The organism is Cohnella sp. SGD-V74, from assembly GCF_003001675.1.
Taxonomy (GTDB): domain Bacteria; phylum Bacillota; class Bacilli; order Paenibacillales; family Paenibacillaceae; genus Cohnella.
Genome location: NZ_PVYW01000006.1, coordinates 142,780 through 162,419 on the forward strand (window position 1 = coordinate 142,780; position 19,640 = coordinate 162,419).

Annotated in this window: 14 protein-coding genes; 6 read left to right on the forward strand and 8 right to left on the reverse strand. The window is 58.5% G+C overall.

Annotated elements, in window-relative coordinates; all coding sequences use genetic code 11:
* The first annotated feature begins 87 nt into the window (after nucleotides 1-87).
* Genes B0G52_RS11510 through B0G52_RS11515 form a run of 3 tightly spaced genes read left to right on the forward strand, consistent with a single transcriptional unit; the run spans nucleotide 88 to nucleotide 2,251 of the window.
* On the forward strand, nucleotides 88-1,182 hold the full coding sequence (locus tag B0G52_RS11510; RefSeq protein ID WP_094044302.1) for an FG-GAP repeat domain-containing protein: 1,095 nt from the start codon (nucleotides 88-90) through the stop codon (nucleotides 1,180-1,182).
* A 4-nt stretch (nucleotides 1,183-1,186) separates the two neighbouring features.
* Nucleotides 1,187-1,522 carry a Gfo/Idh/MocA family protein gene (locus B0G52_RS35905; protein WP_198960632.1) on the forward strand — a complete coding sequence of 112 codons (336 nt, stop codon included), beginning with the start codon at nucleotides 1,187-1,189 and terminating at the stop codon, nucleotides 1,520-1,522.
* Nucleotides 1,523-1,549: 27 nt separating this feature from the next.
* Nucleotides 1,550-2,251, forward strand: coding sequence for a Gfo/Idh/MocA family oxidoreductase (locus B0G52_RS11515; protein WP_198960633.1), 702 nt, complete (start codon nucleotides 1,550-1,552; stop codon nucleotides 2,249-2,251).
* Between the two features lie 75 nt (nucleotides 2,252-2,326).
* On the opposite strand, the gene B0G52_RS11520 is transcribed toward B0G52_RS11515, so the two are convergent.
* The 6 genes from B0G52_RS11520 to B0G52_RS11545 all read right to left on the reverse strand — a co-directional run bounded on the left by B0G52_RS11520 (nucleotide 2,327) and on the right by B0G52_RS11545 (nucleotide 11,583).
* Nucleotides 2,327-4,057 (reverse strand): Uma2 family endonuclease, encoded by a 1,731-nt coding sequence (locus B0G52_RS11520; RefSeq protein ID WP_094044304.1) that lies wholly within the window; start codon nucleotides 4,055-4,057, stop codon nucleotides 2,327-2,329.
* Between the two features lie 46 nt (nucleotides 4,058-4,103).
* A complete protein-coding gene (locus B0G52_RS11525; protein ID WP_094044306.1) occupies nucleotides 4,104-4,664 on the reverse strand; it encodes a Uma2 family endonuclease in 561 nt (186 codons plus the stop codon).
* Nucleotides 4,665-5,881: 1,217 nt separating this feature from the next.
* A complete protein-coding gene (locus tag B0G52_RS11530; RefSeq protein ID WP_094044308.1) occupies nucleotides 5,882-7,921 on the reverse strand; it encodes a DUF5107 domain-containing protein in 2,040 nt (679 codons plus the stop codon).
* Nucleotides 7,922-8,193: 272 nt separating this feature from the next.
* Nucleotides 8,194-9,024, reverse strand: a complete 831-nt coding sequence (locus B0G52_RS11535) for a carbohydrate ABC transporter permease (protein ID WP_198960634.1) — start codon at nucleotides 9,022-9,024, stop codon at nucleotides 8,194-8,196.
* Between the two features lie 17 nt (nucleotides 9,025-9,041).
* Entirely contained in the window at nucleotides 9,042-9,950 is a 909-nt protein-coding gene (locus B0G52_RS11540; protein ID WP_094044312.1) for a carbohydrate ABC transporter permease, read from the reverse strand.
* A 226-nt stretch (nucleotides 9,951-10,176) separates the two neighbouring features.
* Entirely contained in the window at nucleotides 10,177-11,583 is a 1,407-nt protein-coding gene (locus B0G52_RS11545; RefSeq protein ID WP_094044314.1) for an ABC transporter substrate-binding protein, read from the reverse strand.
* Nucleotides 11,584-11,823: 240 nt separating this feature from the next.
* On the opposite strand from B0G52_RS11545, the gene B0G52_RS11550 reads away from it, so the two are divergent.
* Genes B0G52_RS11550 through B0G52_RS11560 form a run of 3 tightly spaced genes read left to right on the forward strand, consistent with a single transcriptional unit; the run spans nucleotide 11,824 to nucleotide 16,671 of the window.
* Nucleotides 11,824-13,644: a sensor histidine kinase gene (locus B0G52_RS11550; RefSeq protein ID WP_158223667.1), complete on the forward strand. Its 1,821-nt coding sequence runs from the start codon at nucleotides 11,824-11,826 to the stop codon at nucleotides 13,642-13,644.
* Nucleotides 13,637-15,085 (forward strand): response regulator, encoded by a 1,449-nt coding sequence (locus B0G52_RS11555; RefSeq protein WP_158223668.1) that lies wholly within the window; start codon nucleotides 13,637-13,639, stop codon nucleotides 15,083-15,085. Before B0G52_RS11550 ends, B0G52_RS11555 begins: the two co-directional genes overlap by 8 nt.
* Nucleotides 15,082-16,671 carry an extracellular solute-binding protein gene (locus B0G52_RS11560; protein ID WP_094044320.1) on the forward strand — a complete coding sequence of 530 codons (1,590 nt, stop codon included), beginning with the start codon at nucleotides 15,082-15,084 and terminating at the stop codon, nucleotides 16,669-16,671. Before B0G52_RS11555 ends, B0G52_RS11560 begins: the two co-directional genes overlap by 4 nt.
* Before the next feature lie 4 nt (nucleotides 16,672-16,675).
* On the opposite strand, the gene B0G52_RS11565 is transcribed toward B0G52_RS11560, so the two are convergent.
* Nucleotides 16,676-17,659, reverse strand: coding sequence for a cell wall hydrolase (locus B0G52_RS11565; RefSeq protein WP_094044322.1), 984 nt, complete (start codon nucleotides 17,657-17,659; stop codon nucleotides 16,676-16,678).
* Nucleotides 17,660-18,597: 938 nt separating this feature from the next.
* A complete protein-coding gene (locus B0G52_RS11570) occupies nucleotides 18,598-19,638 on the reverse strand; it encodes a FecCD family ABC transporter permease (RefSeq protein WP_094044324.1) in 1,041 nt (346 codons plus the stop codon).
* Nucleotides 19,639-19,640: the final 2 nt, after the last annotated feature.

Here is a 19,640-nt window from a genome sequence, read left to right on the forward strand (position 1 = left end):
GAGGCGCATCACTGACTTTACAATAGAACGGCCTGCATAAGATTGCAAGATCGAATAGGTTCATTCCATCGCGAGGAGGCGTGTCGATTGCTGCGATTCAAGAAAAGACTTCTGTCCGCCGAGAAGTTCGAGGCCTGTTCCGTGTTCGACGTGAACGGAGACGGCATAGCGGATATCGTCAGCGGGGGGTACTGGTACGAAGGACCGGACTTCGTCCGGAAACACACGATCTGCGAAGTAGAGGCGCTCCATGGCTATCACGCCGACTTCTCCGACTATCCGATGGACGTCGACGGCGACGGCCGCCTCGATATCGTGACGGGCGACTGGTGGGGAGAAACGTTACGGTGGCGGCGAAATCCGGGCGAGACCGGCAAGCTCTGGGAGACGATCGACATCGACCGCTGCGGCAGCATCGAGACGATCCGCTATCTCGACATCGACGGCTGCGGCGTTCCGGAAGTTTTCCCGAATACGCCCGGCTCGCCCCAGGCTTTCTACAAGCTGGTCAGGGACGCCGCCGGAAGGGGGACGGGGCTGTTCCGCAAATACGTCATCGGCGAGAAGGCGAGCGGACACGGAATGGGCTTCGCGGACATTAACGGCAACGGTCGCATGGATGTCGTTCTGTTCGACGGCTGGCTGGAACAACCCGAAGATCCGTTCGCCGGGCCATGGACGTTCCATCCCGAGTTCGATCTGGGCTCCGCCAGCGTCCCGGTTCTCGGATACGACGTCAACGGCGACGGCCTGACCGATCTGATCGTCGGCCAAGCCCACGACTACGGCCTGTACTGGTTCGAGCAGCGTCTTGAAGCGAACGGGGCCCGGACGTGGACGAAACATGCCATCGACTTCAGCGGCTCCCAGTTCCACGACCTGCAGCTCGTCGATCTCGACCTTGACGGCAAGCCGGAGCTCGTGACAGGCAAGCGTTACCGGGCGCACAACGACGGCGACCCCGGCGCGCATGATCCGATCGGAGTGTACTATTACAAAATCGAAGACGGCCGGTTCGAGAAGCACGTCATCGATTACGGCGAAGCCGGGGAAGCATCGGGCCTGGGCATCTATTTCTGGGTGCAGGACTTGTCGGGCAACGGATATCCGGACATTATCGCCCCGGGCAAAGACGGACTCTGCTATTTCGAAAATTTGGGACCCGCGGAAGGAGACGAATGAGCGAATGACAAAGCTGAAAATCGGTTTCGTCGGCGCAGGCAATATGGGGCAGATGGCTCATCTCGCCAATTATGCGGCATTAAGAGAGCAATGCGAGGTGGTCGCGATCGCGGAGCCTCGCCCTCAATCGGCCAGGCTCGTCGCCTCCCGATACGGAATTTCCGAAGTATACAGCGACCATAGAGAGCTGCTCGCGCGCGCCAAGGTCGACGCTATCGTCGCGCCGCAGCAGTTCCGCAACCATTATGTCGTCGTTCCGGACATTCTTCGCGCCGGCATTCCGGTATTGACCGAGAAGCCGCTCAGCCTGACCGTCGAGGCGGGCCGAGAGCTCGTTTAGATCGGGGAAGAGACAGGAACGCTGCATATGATCGGCTACCATAAGCGTTCCGATCCGGCCATGGAACGGGCGAAAACCGTCGCGGAGCAGTGGAAGAAGAGCGGCGATTACGGCAAGTTGCGCTATATCCGCATTACGATGCCTCCGGGGGATTGGACGGGAGGTATCGTATGGCCCCAGAACACGGACGAATCCTATCCTCCGCTCGTGCCCGAACCGGGACCGGCCGATTACGACGACAAGCAGACGGCCGAGCTGGAGGCGTTCGTCAACTACTATATCCATCAGGTGAACGCAATCCGCTTCTTCCTCGGCGAGAATTACCGGCTGACATTCGGGGACCGGGCCGGCGTCCTGCTGGTCGGAGAGAGCGACAGCGGAGTGACGGTGTCGCTGGAGATGGCTCCTTACGGCAATACGATCGATTGGGAAGAGAAGGTGCTCGTCTCCTTCGAGAAGGGCTATGTGAGCGTGGAGCTGCCCTCTCCGCTGGCTCAGCAGCAAGCCGGGAAGCTGACGATCTACAAGGACAACCCGGACATCGCTCCGCCGGAGATCGTGCAGCCGGTGCTGCCGAAAGTGTCGGCCATGCGCAACCAGGCCGTCAACTTCCTGGCCGCCGTACGGGGAGAACGCCCCGCTCCGTGCACGTCCAAGGAAGCGCTGGAGGATCTGATCTTCGCCCGTTCGTATATCGATTACTTGTCCGATCGATATCCTGATCGATAGAGGACAGGGCGCAGCCTGGACAGGAAATTGACGCGATACGCGCAACGAATCCCCCGGTGGGTCGGACAAGGTTCGTCAAATCGGTTGATCTTCCGGGGGAAAAATCCCTTCCAGCTTCAAACTGAGGCAAGGTACGGTCGGCGAGGTCAGCGTCTGCTCTTCCGTCAGCGTCGCCACTGCTGCGTACTTCCCGTCCATGAGGACGAACTGCTCTAAGAACCGGTGAACGGGATCGACCAGCCAATATTCGCGCACGCCGAATTTCTCGTAGCCGTTCTTTTTGATCGTCTTGTCCCGGCGTCCCGTACTTGCAGATAAAATCTCTACAACCAGATCGGGTGCGCCATAGATGTACCCGTCTCGGATAATGCCGCGATTCGCGTTGGATATATAAATCAAATCCGGTTGAAAAATGTTGTTCTCATCGAAATGAACGTCCAGCGGTGCCAGCAGCACTTCCCCGTCGGCCGCACAATCGTTCCGAAACGCGAAATGCAGTTCCCCCAACACTCTCTGATGCGCATATACCGGAGAAGACAGGAAATCATAACGCACTCCTCCGATAATTTCATACCTTTCGTCAATCAGATAGTTTTCCGGAGTCTCCTTAACCTTCCCTTGCTTGTCCTTGGCTTCGCTTTCGTCGTTCCCCTCGTCCTCCCGCAAGATGTCTCCCAGATTTAAGTTCAGGCAAGGCACGGTCGGCGAGGTCAGCGTTTGCTCCTCCGTCAGCGTCGCCACCGCCGCATATTTCCCCTCCAGAAGAACAAACTGCTCTATGAACCGGTGAACGGGATCGACCAGCCAATATTCGCGCACGCCGAATTTCTCGTAGCCGTTCTTTTTGATCGTCTTGTCCCGGCGTCCCGTGCTTGCAGATAAAATCTCTACAACCAGATCGGGTGCGCCGTAGATGTACCCGTCCCGGATAATGCCGCGATTCGTGTTGGCAATATAAATCAAGTCCGGCTGAAAAATGTTGTTCTCGTCGAAATGGACATCAAGAGGTGCGAACAGCACCTCTCCGTCCGCCGCACAGCCATTATGAAAAGCGAGATAGAGTTTCGCCAGTACCCGCTGATGCGCGTATATTGGAGACGACAAGAAATCATATCTTACCCCTTCAATAATTTCATACCTTTCGTCAATCAGATAGTTTTCCGGAGTCTCCTTGACTTTCCCCTGCTTGTCCTTGGCTTCGCTTTCGTCGTTCCCCTCGTCCTCCCGCAAGATGTCTCCCAGATTTAAGTGCAGGCAAGGCACGGTCGGCGAGGTCAGCGTCTGCTCTTCCGTCAGCGTCGCCACCGCTGCGTACTTCCCGTCCATGAGAACGAACTGCTCTACGAATCGGTGAACGGGATCGACCAGCCAATATTCGCGCACGCCGAATTTCTCGTAGCCGTTCTTCTTAATCGTCTTGTCCCGGCATCCCGTGCTTGCAGATAAAATCTCTACAACCAGATCGGGCGCGCCGTAGATATATCCGTCCCGCATAATGCCGCGATTCGCGTTGGCAATATAAATCAAATCCGGTTGAAAAATATTATCCTCATCGAAATGAACGTCCAGCGGTGCGAACAACACCTCTCCATCCTTCGCACAGTTTTGGTGAAAACCGAGAATCAAGTCTCTCAGCACTTGCTGATGAGCGTATGCCGGCGACGACAGAAAATCGTATCGCACCCCTTCGATAATTTCGTACCTTTCATCGATCAGGTCATTTTCCGGAGTCTCCTTAACCTTCCCTTGCCCTGCTATCTCCTGCTTGTCCCTATCTTCGCGTCCGTCGTTCCACTTGTCGGCCATCCCCTTGACCTCCTTTGAAGAAGTTGTTCAACAGTCCAATTGTCGATCAACGATCAACCGGGAACGAGACGCAAGTCAGCTTGTCCGACGCCACGCGCTCGTCGTTCTCGAACAGGTCTCGCAGCTCGTATCGCTGTTCGCCGGTCAGCTCGAACCGTTCCAGCGTCTGCACAGCCGGATCTACGATCCAATATTCGGGTACGCCGTGACTGGCATAGATGTGCAGCTTTCGCAGGCGGTCTCTCTTATGCGACCACGGAGAGAGCACCTCGACGACGAGATCGGGCGCCCCCTCCACTCCGCGCATCGTCACGATGTCGGGTCGGCTGCGATGGATCATAATCAAGTCCGGCTGAACGACATTCGTTCGACTCAGAATGACGTCCAGCGGAGCTATTAAAATAAAGTATTCCGAGGCGCAGCTCTGCACGAGAAGATGCAAGGACGAGCCGATGACCTGATGAACGGTGGACGGTCCCGGAGACATCAGCTCCAACTCCCCATCAAGCACCTCGTAACGCTGTCCGTCGTCCGGCATTTCCGCATAAGCCTCGTAAGTTACCGGATGTTCCATGATCCGATCCTTATTCGTTTTTTTCCTCGCCATCGCCCCCATCTCCTCGCTCAAATTAAAACACCCCGACAAAGCAACACGTCCCGTGTCCGGCTTTGGCGAGGTGCTTCCTCGTTCCGTCATCTTATTTATCTTATATTTCCAATTATGCCATTCCGATCAGAATCCTGTCAACGCTTGTCGGATTCGTTCCGCGCAGACGCCGCAAAGCCGCGAACGCCCTTCGTCCTAGGGCGAGTATGCATCCTCCGAGGATAGCAGATGTTGCCGAATTTTCGTTCCAAGCAAAGGTGACGAAGCAAGCGGTGAAAGATGCCCCTGAGCGGGTTTGCATACACGCCCTAGTAGAGCATTCCGGAAATAAAATGCGATTGCGCTCGAAGCCGATGCAATCTTACTTACGGTCAGGTTCTTCGCCAGGCGGATTCTAACCCGATACTGCCGTCCTGCAACCTCGCTGTACCTCTTTTTGTCGCTGTATCCCGACTCAGCACGGTTACAGCGACTCTGTCTGCTCCTATCCAGCTCCAACCCGACTCAGCACGGTTACAGCGACTCTGCCTGCTCATTTCCAGCTCCAACCCGATTCAGCACGGTTACAGCGACTCTGCCTGCTCCTATCCAACTCCAACCCGACTCAGCACGGTTACAGCGACTCTGCCTGCTCCTATCCAGCTCCAACCCGACTCAGCACGGTTACAGCGACTCTGCCTGCTCATTTCCAGCTCCAACCCGACTCAGCACGGTTACAGCGACTCTGCCTGCTCATTTCCAGCTCCAACCCGACTCTGCACGGTTACAGCGACTCTGCCTGCTCCTATCCAGCTCCAACCCGACTCAGCACGGTTACAGCGACTCTGCCTGCTCCTATCCAGCTCCAACCCGACTCTGCACGGTTACAGCAACTCTGCCTGCTCCTATCCAGCTCCAACCCGACTCAGCACGGTTACAGCGACTCTGCCTGCTCCTATCCAGCTCCAACCCGACTCAGCACGGTTACAGCGACTCTGCCTGCTCCTATCCAGCTCCAACCCGACTCAGCACGGTTACAGCGACTCTGCCTGCTCCTATCCAGCTCCAACCCGACTCAGCACGGTTACAGCGACTCTGCCTGCTCCTATCCAGCTCCAACCCGACTCAGCACGGTTACAGCGACTCTGCCTGCTCCTATCCAGCTCCAATCCGACTCAGCAAGACTGAGTCGGATTGGATTCTCAACGTCTTGGTTACGTTACTTCGGGAGCGCTCTACTAGCCTCCGATCATGCGGAAATCGATCGGTCCCGGGGGCGGAAACTTCGCTTTCGCCTCAGCCAGAAGCGCTTCGGTCAGCTCCACTCCCCGCTCCTTCGCCAGCTTCAGCGCCTGATACTTGTACCACAGGTCGATGATCAGCGTCTCTCCTTCGCGGATAACCGCGAACTCGGTCTCGAACAGCCGGCGCATATACTCGTCCTGACCCAGCTCCAGCGCCGCCGCCCCGACGACAATCCGAATTCGGTCGCCCCCGGCCAGCTCGGCCGGCAGCGATTCGTACAGCCCCCACGCCCGCTCGAACTCCCCGCGCCGCACGAGCAGCTGCAAATACTCCTCGGCGAAGGCGCGATCCGGGAAGCTGCCCGACACGAGATAGGCTTGCTCGTAACAGGCAGCCGCCCGCTCCTCGTCCCCTTGGCGCACGGCCAAGCGGGCCAGATTCCGGTAAGCCCATGCGGAAGGGCGAAGACGAAGCGACGTCTCCCACGCTGCTTCCGCTTCCTTCTCCCGACCGATCTCCAGCAGCATGACGCCGTAATGCAAATAAGCGTTCCAGCTCCGGTTACGGCTAAGGCTATCCCCGCTGCTCAGACTGGCCTCCAGCAGTTCCCGCCATTCGTCCTGCACCATCCACGACGCCGGCACGTCTTCCGTCGCCGTCTCCGGCAGCCTGCCCTCCCTCAGCAAAGCCAGCCAGGCGTACTGAGGCTCGCCGAGCGTATCGTCCGGGAACGCAAGCCCGCTCGGGATGGAGCGTTCCTCCCGCTCGGCCCTGCGCAACCGCTCCAGCGCGCCCCAGCCCGATCCGACGTGCAGCGGTTCGCCCGCCTCCGTTTCCGCATGCTCCCGCAGCCGCTCGTGAATGGCATACACCTGCTCCTCGCCCAGAAGCGCGTCCACCACTCTCTCCACGGCATCCCGCGCCTCGTTCCAGTCCGCCGCCTGCGCCGTCTCCGGGTCCACCCGATCCATGCCGATCAGCTGCGTGAAATCCCACACCGCATCCCCCGGCATCTTCAGCCCGTGCAATTGCGTCGGAGCGAAGCCGCCCTGCACTTCCACGTAGCCGCCCTCTCCAGGCTTCGCCAGAAAATCGCGCCAGCGTCTGCCGCCCGCATGATGGCCCCAGCAGAACATCTTGCGGTAGCGCAGCCGAGCCGTGGAGCGCTCGTAGAACAGCCGGCCGTCCTCGTAGGCGACCGCTTCCCACGGAGAGCGGCATTCGGCCGGCGTCAGGAAGAAATATTCGCTGGAGAACGGAAATTCCATCGGGTAAGAAGCGTCCCCGCCCGGCAGCGACGGCAGAGCCGGCAGCTCGCCGACGCCGTGGCCGCTCAGCTCCGGGGAAATGTAGACCGCCTTCCCTGTCGCCGCGAACACCCTGCAGCGCTCCGTCTCCTCTACGGCGATGTTCGTCCACCAATACATCGGCACGGGCCGCTCGTTGTCGTTGACGATGCGGGCATGGATTTGCAGCTCCTTCGCGCCCGGCGGCAGATGGCAGTCGATCTGCCAGAATACGTTCCGGCAGCGCTCGTACTCGTACATCCGCACGAACTCGTTGCCGTCGCGGTCCCGCAGCCTCGCTGCATGCACGGGCGAGCACGTCCCGAACGTATGGCCGATCTGGCCGATGTTCCACTCGACGCCTCCCGAGAACCACGCGTTCAGAATCGCCAGATTGGCCGGCTGGAACACCGGGTTGCGGTACAAAATGTCCCGGCCTGTCCGGCGATCCTTCAGCGCGTACAGCCGACCGCCGTACTCCGGCAGAAATACGGCCTGCAGCCGCTCGTTCTCCAGCACGATCGTCTTCAGCGCCAGCGGAGCCCGCTTCCGCGTATAGCGATCCTGCATCCGGTAAGGCAAATATCGCTCTCCGGTATCGTCGCCGAATCCTTCCCGAAGCTCGGGCGTAAAGCTGCCGTCCTCCGTCACCTCGCGGTGCGGATTGCGGCTCGCGAACATCGGCAGCGGGTTCTCGCCCTCCAGACGCGCTCCTTCCAGCTCGACAATCGACGTGTACACCTTCATCCTAACGGCCCCTCCTTTAACGATAGTTCTAAAAGTCCGATTTTGATCACGAAGCGACTCTAGATTGAACCAAGAAATGAGAGGACCATTGCATTCCGAAAGGGATGGCTTTGCCGGCTTCAGACAGGTTGTTTTGAGTTGCTCTGATTCATAAGACCTTCATAGGTTTGCAACTCAAAGCCAAAACTCGCGGACAAAACCATTTCCTTTCTCCATTCCATTGGGCCTATTCATCGAAGCGTCTTGGTTCAATATCGCTTCCGGCATCGCATCTAACCCTTAACCGAGCCGATCGTAATGCCGGCGATAATTCTTTTGGACACGAACAGATAGACGATGAAGCTGGGCAGAAACACGACCATGCACGCCGCGAAAATGCCGCCGTAATTCCCCGTGTTGGAATAGCCGTAGACGATCGACTGGAGCGCCAGCGCGAGCGTCCGCGTGCCTTCGTCGTTGGCGAAGATGAGCGCGTAGAAATATTCGTTCCAGACGCCGAGGAAGTTGAAGATCGTCAGCGTAATAATGCCCGGCTGCGCGACCGGCAGAATGACCTTCACGAACGCCTTGATCGGGCCGCAGCCGTCGATCGCCGCCGACTCCTCGAACTCCTTCGGAATCGACGAGAAAAATCCGGTCAGGAAAAACACGCCGAAAGGCACGTTCGTGCAAATATAGATCAGCACCAGCGTTGCAATCGAGCCAGTCAGCTTCAGCCCGACGAACAGGGAAAACAGCGGAATCGAGATCAGAATGCCCGGAATCGACATCGCGGACACGAACATCAGATTGAGAAAACCGGAGCCTCTGAACTTGACCCGTCCCAAAACGTAAGCGGCGGGAGCGGCGACCAGCACGATGCCGGCGCACGAGGCGACCGTATAGATGATGCTATTCAAGAAATAGCGGCCCATCTCCTGCTGTTTGAACAAATCGGTGTAATTGGACAGTTGAATGCCGCTTCCGAGCAGCGAATTGGTGAAAATGTCTCTCGTCGTGCTCAGCGACGCCAGGATGACCCAGCCGAACAGCACGATGGAGAACGCCAGCCAAGCCGCGAGCGGCACGTAGGCCGGCAGCAGCCGCAACCCTTTATTGCGCAATGGAATCGCCTCCTCGCTTAATATTCCAGCCGGTCTTTCGGGAACAATCGACCGATCAATACAGCGGCGAGGATCGTCGCGACCGTGATGAGGATGCCGACTCCCGCCCCCGCTCCGACGTTGAAGGAGTCCTCCAGATAGACGCTGCCGCCCTTGCCGAACACTTTCTGATACATGTAGTAGCCAGGAGTTACCGTATTCGGATCATCCAGTCCGAACGTCGCCGACCAGACGAAGAAATTGAACGCCGTAATCGTCCACAGCACGAGCGTCGTCCGGAACACATCGCGCAGCAGCGGCATCGTAATCCGGAAAAACTTGGTCCAGACGCTCGCTCCGTCCAGCGTTGCCGCTTCGTAGTAATCGGTCGGAATTCTCCCGATGCCCGCGTTCAGGATGAGCATGAAATAACCGATCGAACCGAAGCTGAAGGCGATGATCATCGAATAGTAAATATGCTCGTTATCGGTCCACTGAATGTCCGCCAGCGCCGTCAGTCCCAGCTTCTCGAACAGCGTCGTCAGCAGGCCGTAGCTGGAATTGAAGACGTAATGAAGCCAGACGACGGACAGAACGACCGCCGACACCGTGTTCGGCAGGAAGATCAGCGAGCGCCAGAACCCCTTTCCGCGGACATCCGAAGTCAGAATGACAGCGAACAGAAAAGCGAATGCGAAAATAAGCGCGCCCCCGATCGCCCATATGCCCAGAACGTTCTTCACCGAATCCAGGAAATAAGGGCTGCGGGACAGCGTCGCGTAATTGTCCCAGCCAATGAAGGTCCACTCCGCCACCTTGCTGGACAGCGAAGGAATATCGTAAAAGCTCATCGCGAACGTCCGCAGCGTCGGATACAGGAAAATGACGAGGTAGATCGTGACGGCCGGCCCCAAAAACAGGGCGATGACCGATTTTTTCAGCTTCATGAGACACCTCCCGTTGAAAACTTGCCAAGCAAAAACGCCTTTGGCGTCCTCCAGACGCAAAATTGAGTTTTTGTCGGAGGTGTTTCAGAAAAGTATAGCGAATTTTATACTTTCTGAATCACCAAGCAAAAACGCCTTTGGCGTGAATCACGCACATAACCGGCGAATAGCCGGGCGAAGCGGCTAACCCTTCCGCCGCGCCCGGCCCTTTCCCCTTACCGAGAGATTAGCCTCCGTAGAACTTCTTCGCCGCCGCACTCATCTTGTCGACGTATGCGTCCGGGCTCAGCTTGCCCGTCGCCAGCTCCATGAACACGGGGATAACCGTACCCGTAGAGAAGTCGCCGCCGTTATCGATGCCGTTGCCCCAAGGCATATTCACCTTGGCGTTGCCGAACGCAGTCGCGGCTTCCGCCAGCGGAGCCGGCCACTCGGTGTCGAGGGTAGCCGGGATGGCCAGCGCCTGATCCGACATCGCTTGCTGCGCCTTCTTGCCGACCAAATATTTGACGAGCTCGAACGCCGCCGGAACGTTTTTGCTGTTTTTGTTCAACAACAGGCCTTGCGCGCCGAAGGTCAGCCCTTCCAGCCCGCCTTGGCCGTTGCCGTTCGGCACGATCGGGAATTGGAACGAGCCCCAGCGGAAATCCGGACCGGCTGTGGCGGCGACCTCGTTCGGCAGCCAGGTGCCGTTCAAGTACATGCCCGCCTGGCCGAGAGCGAGATCCTGCTGACCGGCCGGATACTTGTTGCCGGCGATTTTCTTCGACAGGTAGCCCTTCTCCCTCAACAGCTGCATGTCGTTCGCGAATTGCTGCACGATCTGGTCTTTCCACATCTCGCCGGTCTTGTCTTTCACCAGACTGTCCGTCCAGTCGCTGCCCATCGCGCTGCCGAAATAGCCGCCGATGAACAGATCGCGATAAGCGTCGTCGAACGTGATCGGATCTACGCCGATCTGTTTAAGCGCCTCGCACGCCGCCAGGAATTCCTCCCAGCTCGTCGGAGCCGCCGTAATGCCGGCCTTCTCGAACAGCGCCTTGTTATAAAAGAACAACACCGCGTAAGGCTGCTGCGGGATCGCGTAGTACCCCTCTTCCAGACCGGCCTCCGTCGACAGCGTCTTGACCCACTCGATGAGCGACGGAATGAGAGAATCCTTCACAGACTTGCCTTCGCTGCCGACTGACGGCTGCTGAAGCAGATCGTCCAGCTTCAGCACGTGATCCTTCAGGTTGGCCAACGCCGCGCCAGGGTCCTGCTCGAAAATGTCGATCTGCTGGCCGCTCTCCAACGCGGGCTTGATCAGCTTGTTGATGTCCCGGCCGTTGAACTTCAGTTCGACCTCGACGGCGGGATTGTTCGCCTTGAATTCCGCGACCGCCTCCTCGATGACCTTCGCCTGCGGCTCCGTGTTGCTCCACATCGACCAGAACACGACTTTGCCCTCCAGTCCCGAAGCCGACGGGCTCTCTTCCGCGGAAGCGGATTCCGAAGCCGAAGCCGACGGCGAGGCGGACGGAGACGCGCTCGGCGACGCCGAAGGCGCTGCCGAATTGCCGCAGCCCGCCAGCAGCACAAGCGCCAAAATAAACGATAGCATTGCGAATATGCCTGTCTTTCCGTTGTTCACGTTCGATTCCCCCTATGAATTGGTTGATGACGCTTACAATTGCGATTATAGAGCGAACGGACCGGGCAAAGTATGGCGCCGGATTAGATTAAAATGGACCGCGATTAGCGGCTGCTCCCGGCAAACTATGTCTTCTCGTTAGATAAACATGGACTCCAGTTAGAACAGCGCTTCGCCCCGTCTCTATAAGAAATGGATCGTGATATAATCGGAGTACATAGAGCGGAAAGCGGTGACACCGTGGGCGTATTGAAAAAGCTGAAAATCAAAACGCAAATTATGATAGCGGTTGCATGCGTGCTCGCCGTCATGCTTCTGATCATCTACTCGCTGTACGAGCAGACGTCCCGGATCGTCATCCGCAACAACAGCCAATATACCGAAGACCTCGTCCGCAAGTTCAAGCTCGGCATGTCCCAGAAGGTCGACGAGGTCGGGCAGATCATGCTCAATCTCGGCTTCGATCCGTTCCTTCAGCAATATTTGACCCAGGTCAATCCGAGCTTGCTGTACGAGATGAGCAAGGAGTTGGACCGCAAGATCATCTCCTTGAAGGCCGGCCGGCAAGGCATCGAGGACATCGTCCTGATCGGCGCGCGGGGCACGAAATACAGCCTCAACGGCGGCATCGAATACGTTCGGGAACTGGAGTCGGAAATCTTAAGCAGCGACGGCGTCTACGTAAGCGGCCTGCGGAAATTCAGCTATAGCGGCACGCCGCAAAATACCCTGGTGTTCGCCCAAAATATACACTCCGACGGCACGAACGGAAGCGCGGACAAACGAATCGGTTACATTGCAGTTATCGCCAACGTGGAGACGATGTTTTTTGATTCCGATACGCCGCAGTCCGAGCCCGGAGCCGGTTTCTATCTGATCGACCGGTACGGCCGGACGTTCCCGGAGACGAACGGCGACGATATTGCCCGCAACGTCGGGACGCTGGACCGCATGTCCGAGGAACAGCCCGCGATCAAGGACTCCATCGGAGGCATCAAGGGCTCGGTTCAGCTCCACCCGCTCGCCGCCATCGACTCCTCGCTTCTCAGCTTCATTCCGGAGGAGGCGCTGCTGGCCGAGCTGAACAAAGTGCGCACGCAGAGCGTCTTTATCGTCCTGTTCGCGCTCCTGCTGATGGCCCTGCCCTTCGCGATGATCATCAACAACATCGTCCATCCGATTCAAGTGCTCGTGAAGTTCATTAACAGCATGAAATCCGGAGGCGCGATCCGCGAGGCGAAGAACGATCTGAAGCTGGAAGGCAATCTGGAGATGAAGGTCGTGGCCGAGAAGCTGAACGGCATGCTGAACGAGCTGAACAGCCTGACCCACAAGCTCGTCGAGACGACGACCCATCTGCTGGAAGCCGAGATCGAGAAGGAGAAAGCCGCCTCCGCCTATTTGCGCAGCCAGATCAACCCCCACTTCCTGTACAACACGTTGGAATCGATCAAGGGCGTGGCGCTGGAGCTCGGGGCGGACCGGGTCGTCGAGATGACGAAGGCGCTCGGCAAGCTGTTCCATTACAGCATCAAAGGGCCGGGCTGGGTGACGCTCGACCGCGAGCTGAACGCCGTTCAATCGTACGTCTTCCTGCAATCGATCCGTTTCGAGGACCGTTTTGAAGTGAGCTTCGAGTTTACCGAGGAGGCTTTGAAGGCGCCGGTGATGAAAATGATTTTGCAGCCGCTCGTCGAAAACGCCATCTTCCACGGGCTGGAGCCGAAGACGACGCCCGGCAAGCTGCTGCTCTCGGGCCGCGTGGACGACGGAGCCGTTCTCGTCCTCGGCGTCGTCGACGACGGCGTCGGCGTCGACGAGGAGATGCTGGCGGCGATCCGCGGCCGGCTGGCGGCGCGGCCGTCGTCTCCGGACCGCGCCGGAGCTGAACCGTCCGTCCCGACGGAAGGGCTCGGCGTCCTGAACGTGCACAACCGGCTCAGATTGGCCTATGGCGAAGAAGGCGGCTTAACCTTCGACAGCGAAGCCGGGCGAGGAACCCGGATCTTCCTGCACATACCTTTGCATGCTGCGCAACCGGGAGGAGATACGGATGTATAAAGCGCTTCTGGTCGATGACGAGAATCTCGTGCTCAAAAGCCTCGAAGCCGGAATCGATTGGCGCAAGTCGGGGTTTGCCGTCGCGGGCAGGGCGAATAACGGAGCCAAGGCGCTCCAGCTTGTTCGCGAGCTGAAGCCCCATATCGTGTTCACGGACATCCGCATGCCCGGCTTGTCCGGGCTGGAGCTGATCAAGCAGATCAAGGAGACGAACGCCGACATCCAGATCGTCGTCATCAGCGGCTACGCCGAGTTCGCATACGTGCAGAAGTCGCTGAGCTACGGCGTGCTGGGCTACTGCCTGAAGCCGTTCGACGACCACGAGATCGACGGCCTGCTCAAGACGGCGGCCAAGGCGATCGAGGACGTCCGGCAGAAGCGCGAGAACGAGCTGCTGGAGCTGATCGAAGAGCCGGCCGGAGAACAGGCCGACGCCGCGTTCGACCGGATTTTGCGGGCTCACGGCCTGGACGAGGATTTGTTGTACGTCCTCGTCTCGCTGGGCAAAGGCCGGCTGAGCTTCCGGGAAGGCGCGAACGCCGTATCCATCCATCTGGGCGGCTCGCGAACCGGATATTTCGTGCAATGCCCGAGCGCCGAGCTGCTGCGCGACCTGATTCGCGAGCCGATCTCCCCGGACATTCAGGGCGTCGGAGCCGCGCGCGCGGGGCGGAAGCTGTGCAGCGTCATTAAAGGGCTGGACGCGGCGACCGTAAACGCCTGGGACTTCTTCGTTCACGGACGGGATGCCGTCCATTTCCGCGAAGAAACGGACGGCGAGACGGAAGCCGACCGGCTGGTCCGGCAGCTCGAACGCAGCGCCGCCAAGAAGGATACCGCCGCTATGCGGCAGCTGCTCGGCGAGATGGCGCAGCCCGGCAACCAACGCGGTCTCACCATTGTACATGCGCTTATCGTCTACAACCTCGTCTACTTTCACGCCTCCTCCGATCTGTCGGCCGCGCCCGAGGAGGACTACATTTTCAGCAGAGACCAGCTCTATCACTTGTACGGCACCTTCGACGCGATGATCGACAGCCTGCGGGAGGAGCTTCGCAGACCGGGCAGCGGGCTGGACGGCCGCCCCGAGCGGAAGACGGAGCACGCCAACCTGAAGGAGATCGTTAAGCACCTTAACGAAAACTATCGGAGCGACATCTCCATCCAGAGCATCGCGAGAAGCTTCTATATGAATCCCAACTACTTGAGCCAGCTGTTCAAGCGGGAGCTGAACGTGACGTTCACCGAGTATTTGACCCAGGCGCGTCTGAGGCAGGCCCGCCTGCTGCTGGAGACGACGGCCCTCTCCATCGGGGAGATCGCGGAGAGCGTGGGGTTTCGGGACTACTTCTACTTCATCCGGACGTTCAAGAAGCACGAGAAAATAACGCCCCGGCAGTACCGCCTGCAAGCCGGGACGATGCGGGAGGAGAAAGCATGAGCCGTTCGCGCCGCGCCGCCGCTTGGCTGCTTGTCTCCCTTCTCCTGGCCGCTTCGCTCTCCGGATGCTCCGGCCCGGCTTCGGACGGCAAGACTCCCTCTGCGGACTCCGAACCGATGGAGATTTCCGTCGCCTTCTGGGATCTCGCAGAGACCATGGCGCAGGACGATCCGGCTCTTAAGCTGCTCGAGCGGAAGCTGAACATTACGATCAAGCCGATTCCGATCAAAATCGAGAACTACGTGCAGCAGATTCAGATGTGGGCATCGAACGGCCAGCTTCCGGATATTTTCTCCGTGGACGCGGTGAACTCCCACTATTACAAAAGCTGGCGCGACCGCGGCGTCATCAAGCCGATTCCGGACGACCTGTCCGCCTATCCGAACCTGCAAGCTTACTTGAGCCTGCCCGGAACCGACGACTTGAAGGACGACGGCAAACTGTACTTCATACCGCGGCAGACGTACGACAGCACCGACTACAACGTTCTGGACCGAATCGTGGCCTATCGGTGGGACCTCGCCCGGCAAGCCGGCATTACTCGGGAGCCCGAGACGTGGGAGGAGTTCCGGGCGATGCTGAAGGCGATCATCGACCATGATCCGGAGAAGAAGGGCGTGCGGGGACTGACCTCCGTCGGCAATCTGCTGCTCGGCGGGCTGTTCTGGCTGTACAGCTCCCCCGCCGCCACCAGCGACGGCAGCGGCAGCGACTTCAAGTGGATCAAGGAGGACGACCGCTACATTCCCGCCGTATTCTCCAAGTATTCCATCGAATCGCTGAAGCTGCTGCGGGACTTCTACTCGTCCGGCTTGATCGATCCCGATCTGCCCGTCACGCGGGGAGAGATGGCCAGGGACAAGTTCGCCGAAGGCAAAGTGGCGGCGCTCATTCTGGCGGGCGGCGCGCAAAATTTGGACGTGAGCATCTACAAGGAGAGGTGGCTGAAGCTTCATCCCGAAGATACGTCCTTCTACGACAAGGTGAAGCTGCTTAAGCCGCTGCCGGCGCTGGACGGCAACCGGTACCATGCCGTGTTCAAGACGTTCTGGTCGGAGAGCTATATTTCCGCGAAGGTGGACGACCGGAAGATGGCCCGCATTCTGGAGCTGTTCGATTATATGAATACGGACGAGTTCAAGGAGATGCGGCGTTACGGCTTGGAAAACGAAGACTTCGTCAGGGAGAACGGCCGCATTCAGCCGCTCGATCCGGACGCCAGCGTCATGACGAAATATAAGGCTTTCTCCGCCTTCGCCAATCTGCTCGATTGGGACGGCATGTTCAAGCTGAATCCGGATTACGTCGGCATCACCCCGGAAGCCAAGGAAGCGCAGCGGGAGCTGGTCGACTACTCCATGCGCGAGACCCGCAAGCAGGCTTACGAGCCGCGGCTGACGCGGTTGTCCACTCCGGCCAAGGACGGCTTCACGATCTTCGACAGCGACGATATGATTCGCGTTATGATCAGCGATCTGCCCGTCGAAGCGGCATGGCAGTCCATTATCGACGGCTATAAAGAAAAAGGCCTCGACCGAATGGTCGAGGAAGTGAATGTCCGAGCCCGCGAGTTCGGCATCGAGTAAGCTATTATTTGGCGTACCGGTGGCTGCCGATCGTCGCGATCGTCTCCAGACCGGACCAGAACGCCCCCTTGGTCACTCTCGGGTTATAGAAATAGACGGCGTCCTTCACGTTGTTCTTCCCGTTTAGCGCGTCTTTGGTTGCGCGCAGGACAGTCGCGTTCGGCTTGCTCTTGTCGAGCAGGCCGTTGTGCGCGGGCGGAAACTGTTTGCCCGAGTAGATGACGTCGCGAATCGAATTGGGAAAGCGCGAATCCGCCACGCGGTTAAGCACGACGTTCGCAACCGCCAGATGCGCCTCGTACGACTCGTAGCCGACTTCGACTTGCACCAGCTTGGCCAGCAGACGGTAATCTTCCTCGGTGAACGGCTTCGCTTCGTTATCGAAAATCGAAGGCACGACGACCTGGAGCTTCGTTCCTGCCTCCACGGCCTCGGCTTTATCCAACCCGTTGCGCTTGAGCAGCACGGCCTTGCTGACGCCATGCGCCTCGGCGATTTCCTGCAATCCGTAATCTTCCGCTACGACCGCCGGTTCAACCGATTCGATCTCGGCCAGCAACGCTTCCGGGTCCCACTTGATCTTCGCGTGCAGCAGCTCGGCAACGTAGCGCACCGGAATATAGATTCGGCCGTCCAAGAAGAACGGCGCAGCGTCCATCACGTAGCGCGAATCGTTGAAGTAGACGACGGGCACGCCGTTGGTCAACACAATCTTGTCTTTGTATGCGGTATGGATCGTCACCGCTTCGTTCTCCGAATCCCATTCGGCTGTCGCGTTCAGCAATCCGGTCACGCTCGCGATCGGCAGGAACAGCCTGCCTCCGAGGATTTGCGCCGGTTCGGCCAATTTGACCGTCTTCCCGTCGACCTTGACCGTAATGTTGTCTTCGTCCGCAGCCGCCGCCGACGGCAATCCGATGCCAAGCAGGAGCAGAGCGGAGAGCGACAGGAGCAGGATCGCCCGAATTTGCTTGCTTCTATGGAGCATGAGAACCTCCCGAAGGTACAAAATGTATCGTTAGCGTTTTCTTGCTACTGTAAAAATATATCACAACACCGGGGGCGCGCAGGATTAACTTTTTCACACAAATGGGGGTTTACGCGAAAAAAACTACGGCTGACCAATTGACTACAACTGGCTTGCTAGGGCGTGTATGCATACTCCGAGGATAGCAGATGTTGCCGAATTTTCGTTCCATGCAAGGAACTTTTGTGAAGGCGTACCGGAGGTACGTCAAGCAAAAGTGACGAAGCAGGGGGCGAAAAGGCGGTGATAGTTGCCTCTGAGCGGGTTTGCATACACGCCCTAGATCTCTCGGAGTAAATTCCTCCGTTTAGGCATCCGATTCGGTCGAAGAAGCTCATGCAAACGGTCTGCCAGAACGCTGAGCCCCGGCGTGTCCCATTCGAGTCCTGTTAATCGATTCTCTAGAGCAACGCGCTCCTCCGGAGGCCCCTTCGAGCCCCGTTAATCGATTCTTTAGAACAACGCGCTCCTCCGGAACCCCATTCGAGTCCCGTTAATCGATTCTCTAGAACAACGCGCTCCTCCGGAGGCCCCTTCGAGCCCCGTTAATCGATTCTTTAGAACAACGCGCTCCTCCGGAGCCCCATTCGAGTCCTGTTAATCGATTCTCTAGAACACCGCGTCCCACCGTAGGCCCAACCAGCTCCGACGATTCTCCGCACAGAGGCGAAGCCTCGGAGCGAAGGCTCGGAGCGAAGGCTCGGAGCGAAGGCTCGGAGCGAAGGCTCTCCTCAACGCGGCAAAAGAGAGGCGCGGGCTGCTTCGCCCGGCCCCTCTCCCGTGGGGTTGCCCGCTTGTACGCTCAACTCAAGCAGTGGACCAACTAACAAGCCATCGAACCGATCGGCCACGATGTCGATGCCGGTTCGAACGCCATCCTTTGCAACGAATACGGCACCTTACCCTTTGGAACGCACGAGCAGATAGAGGAAGTACGGAGCGCCGATGACGGCGACGACGATGCCCGTCGGAATTTCCGACGGCTGGAACACCCATCTGCCCAGCGTGTCCGCCACGAGGACGAGCAGCGAGCCGGTCAACACGGTCGTCGGCAGCAGGATCTGGTACCTCTGCCCGACAAGCCGCTTGGCCAGATGGGGCGCGATCAGCCCGACGAAGCCGATGCTTCCGCTGACCGCCACGCACGAGCCCGCCAAGCCGACAGCGGCCCCCAGCAGCAGCAGCTGTTCCCGGCTCACGGCCGCGCCCAGATTTTTCGCCAGCGAATCTCCCAAAGACAGCACGTTCACGGTCTGGGATTTCAGATAGACGTAAGGCAACAATATGCAGATGAAAGGAAGCAGCGCCCAGACGAACTTCCAATCCTTGCCCCATATGCTGCCTGCCATCCAGGTAGCCACGAACTGGTATTGCTCCGGACTGATTCTTAGCGTAATCACGATCGTAGCGGCCGAGATGCCCGAATTGAGCGCGATGCCGTTCAGAATGAGCCGGTTCGACGACAATCCCCTGTGTCTGCGATACGACATGGTGAAGACGAGCAGAGCCGCCACTCCGCCTCCGACCCAAGCGAGCACCGGCAGCACGAAAGCGGAAGCTACCGTGATCGTCGGGAAGAAGGCGACGTACATCAGAATCATGAATCCGGCGCCGGAGTTGATGCCGATAATGCCCGCATCCGCCAAGGCGTTGCGCGAGATCGACTGAAGGACGCAGCCGGACAACGCGAGACCGGCGCCGATCAGAATGGAGATGACGATCCGGGGCAGCCGGAATTCGTACAGAATCAAGTTTTGCTGCGCCGTTCCTTCGCCGAACAGCGTTCTTACCAAATCCATAGGGGACAAGCGGATAAATCCGGTATTCATACTGGCCATGAATGCCAGAATAATGGCAGCGGACAGAATAACGAGAACGATAATGTTGCGCTTGCGCTTGGCGAGCTCCTCGGGAGATTTCAACCTTATGTATTCGCCCATCC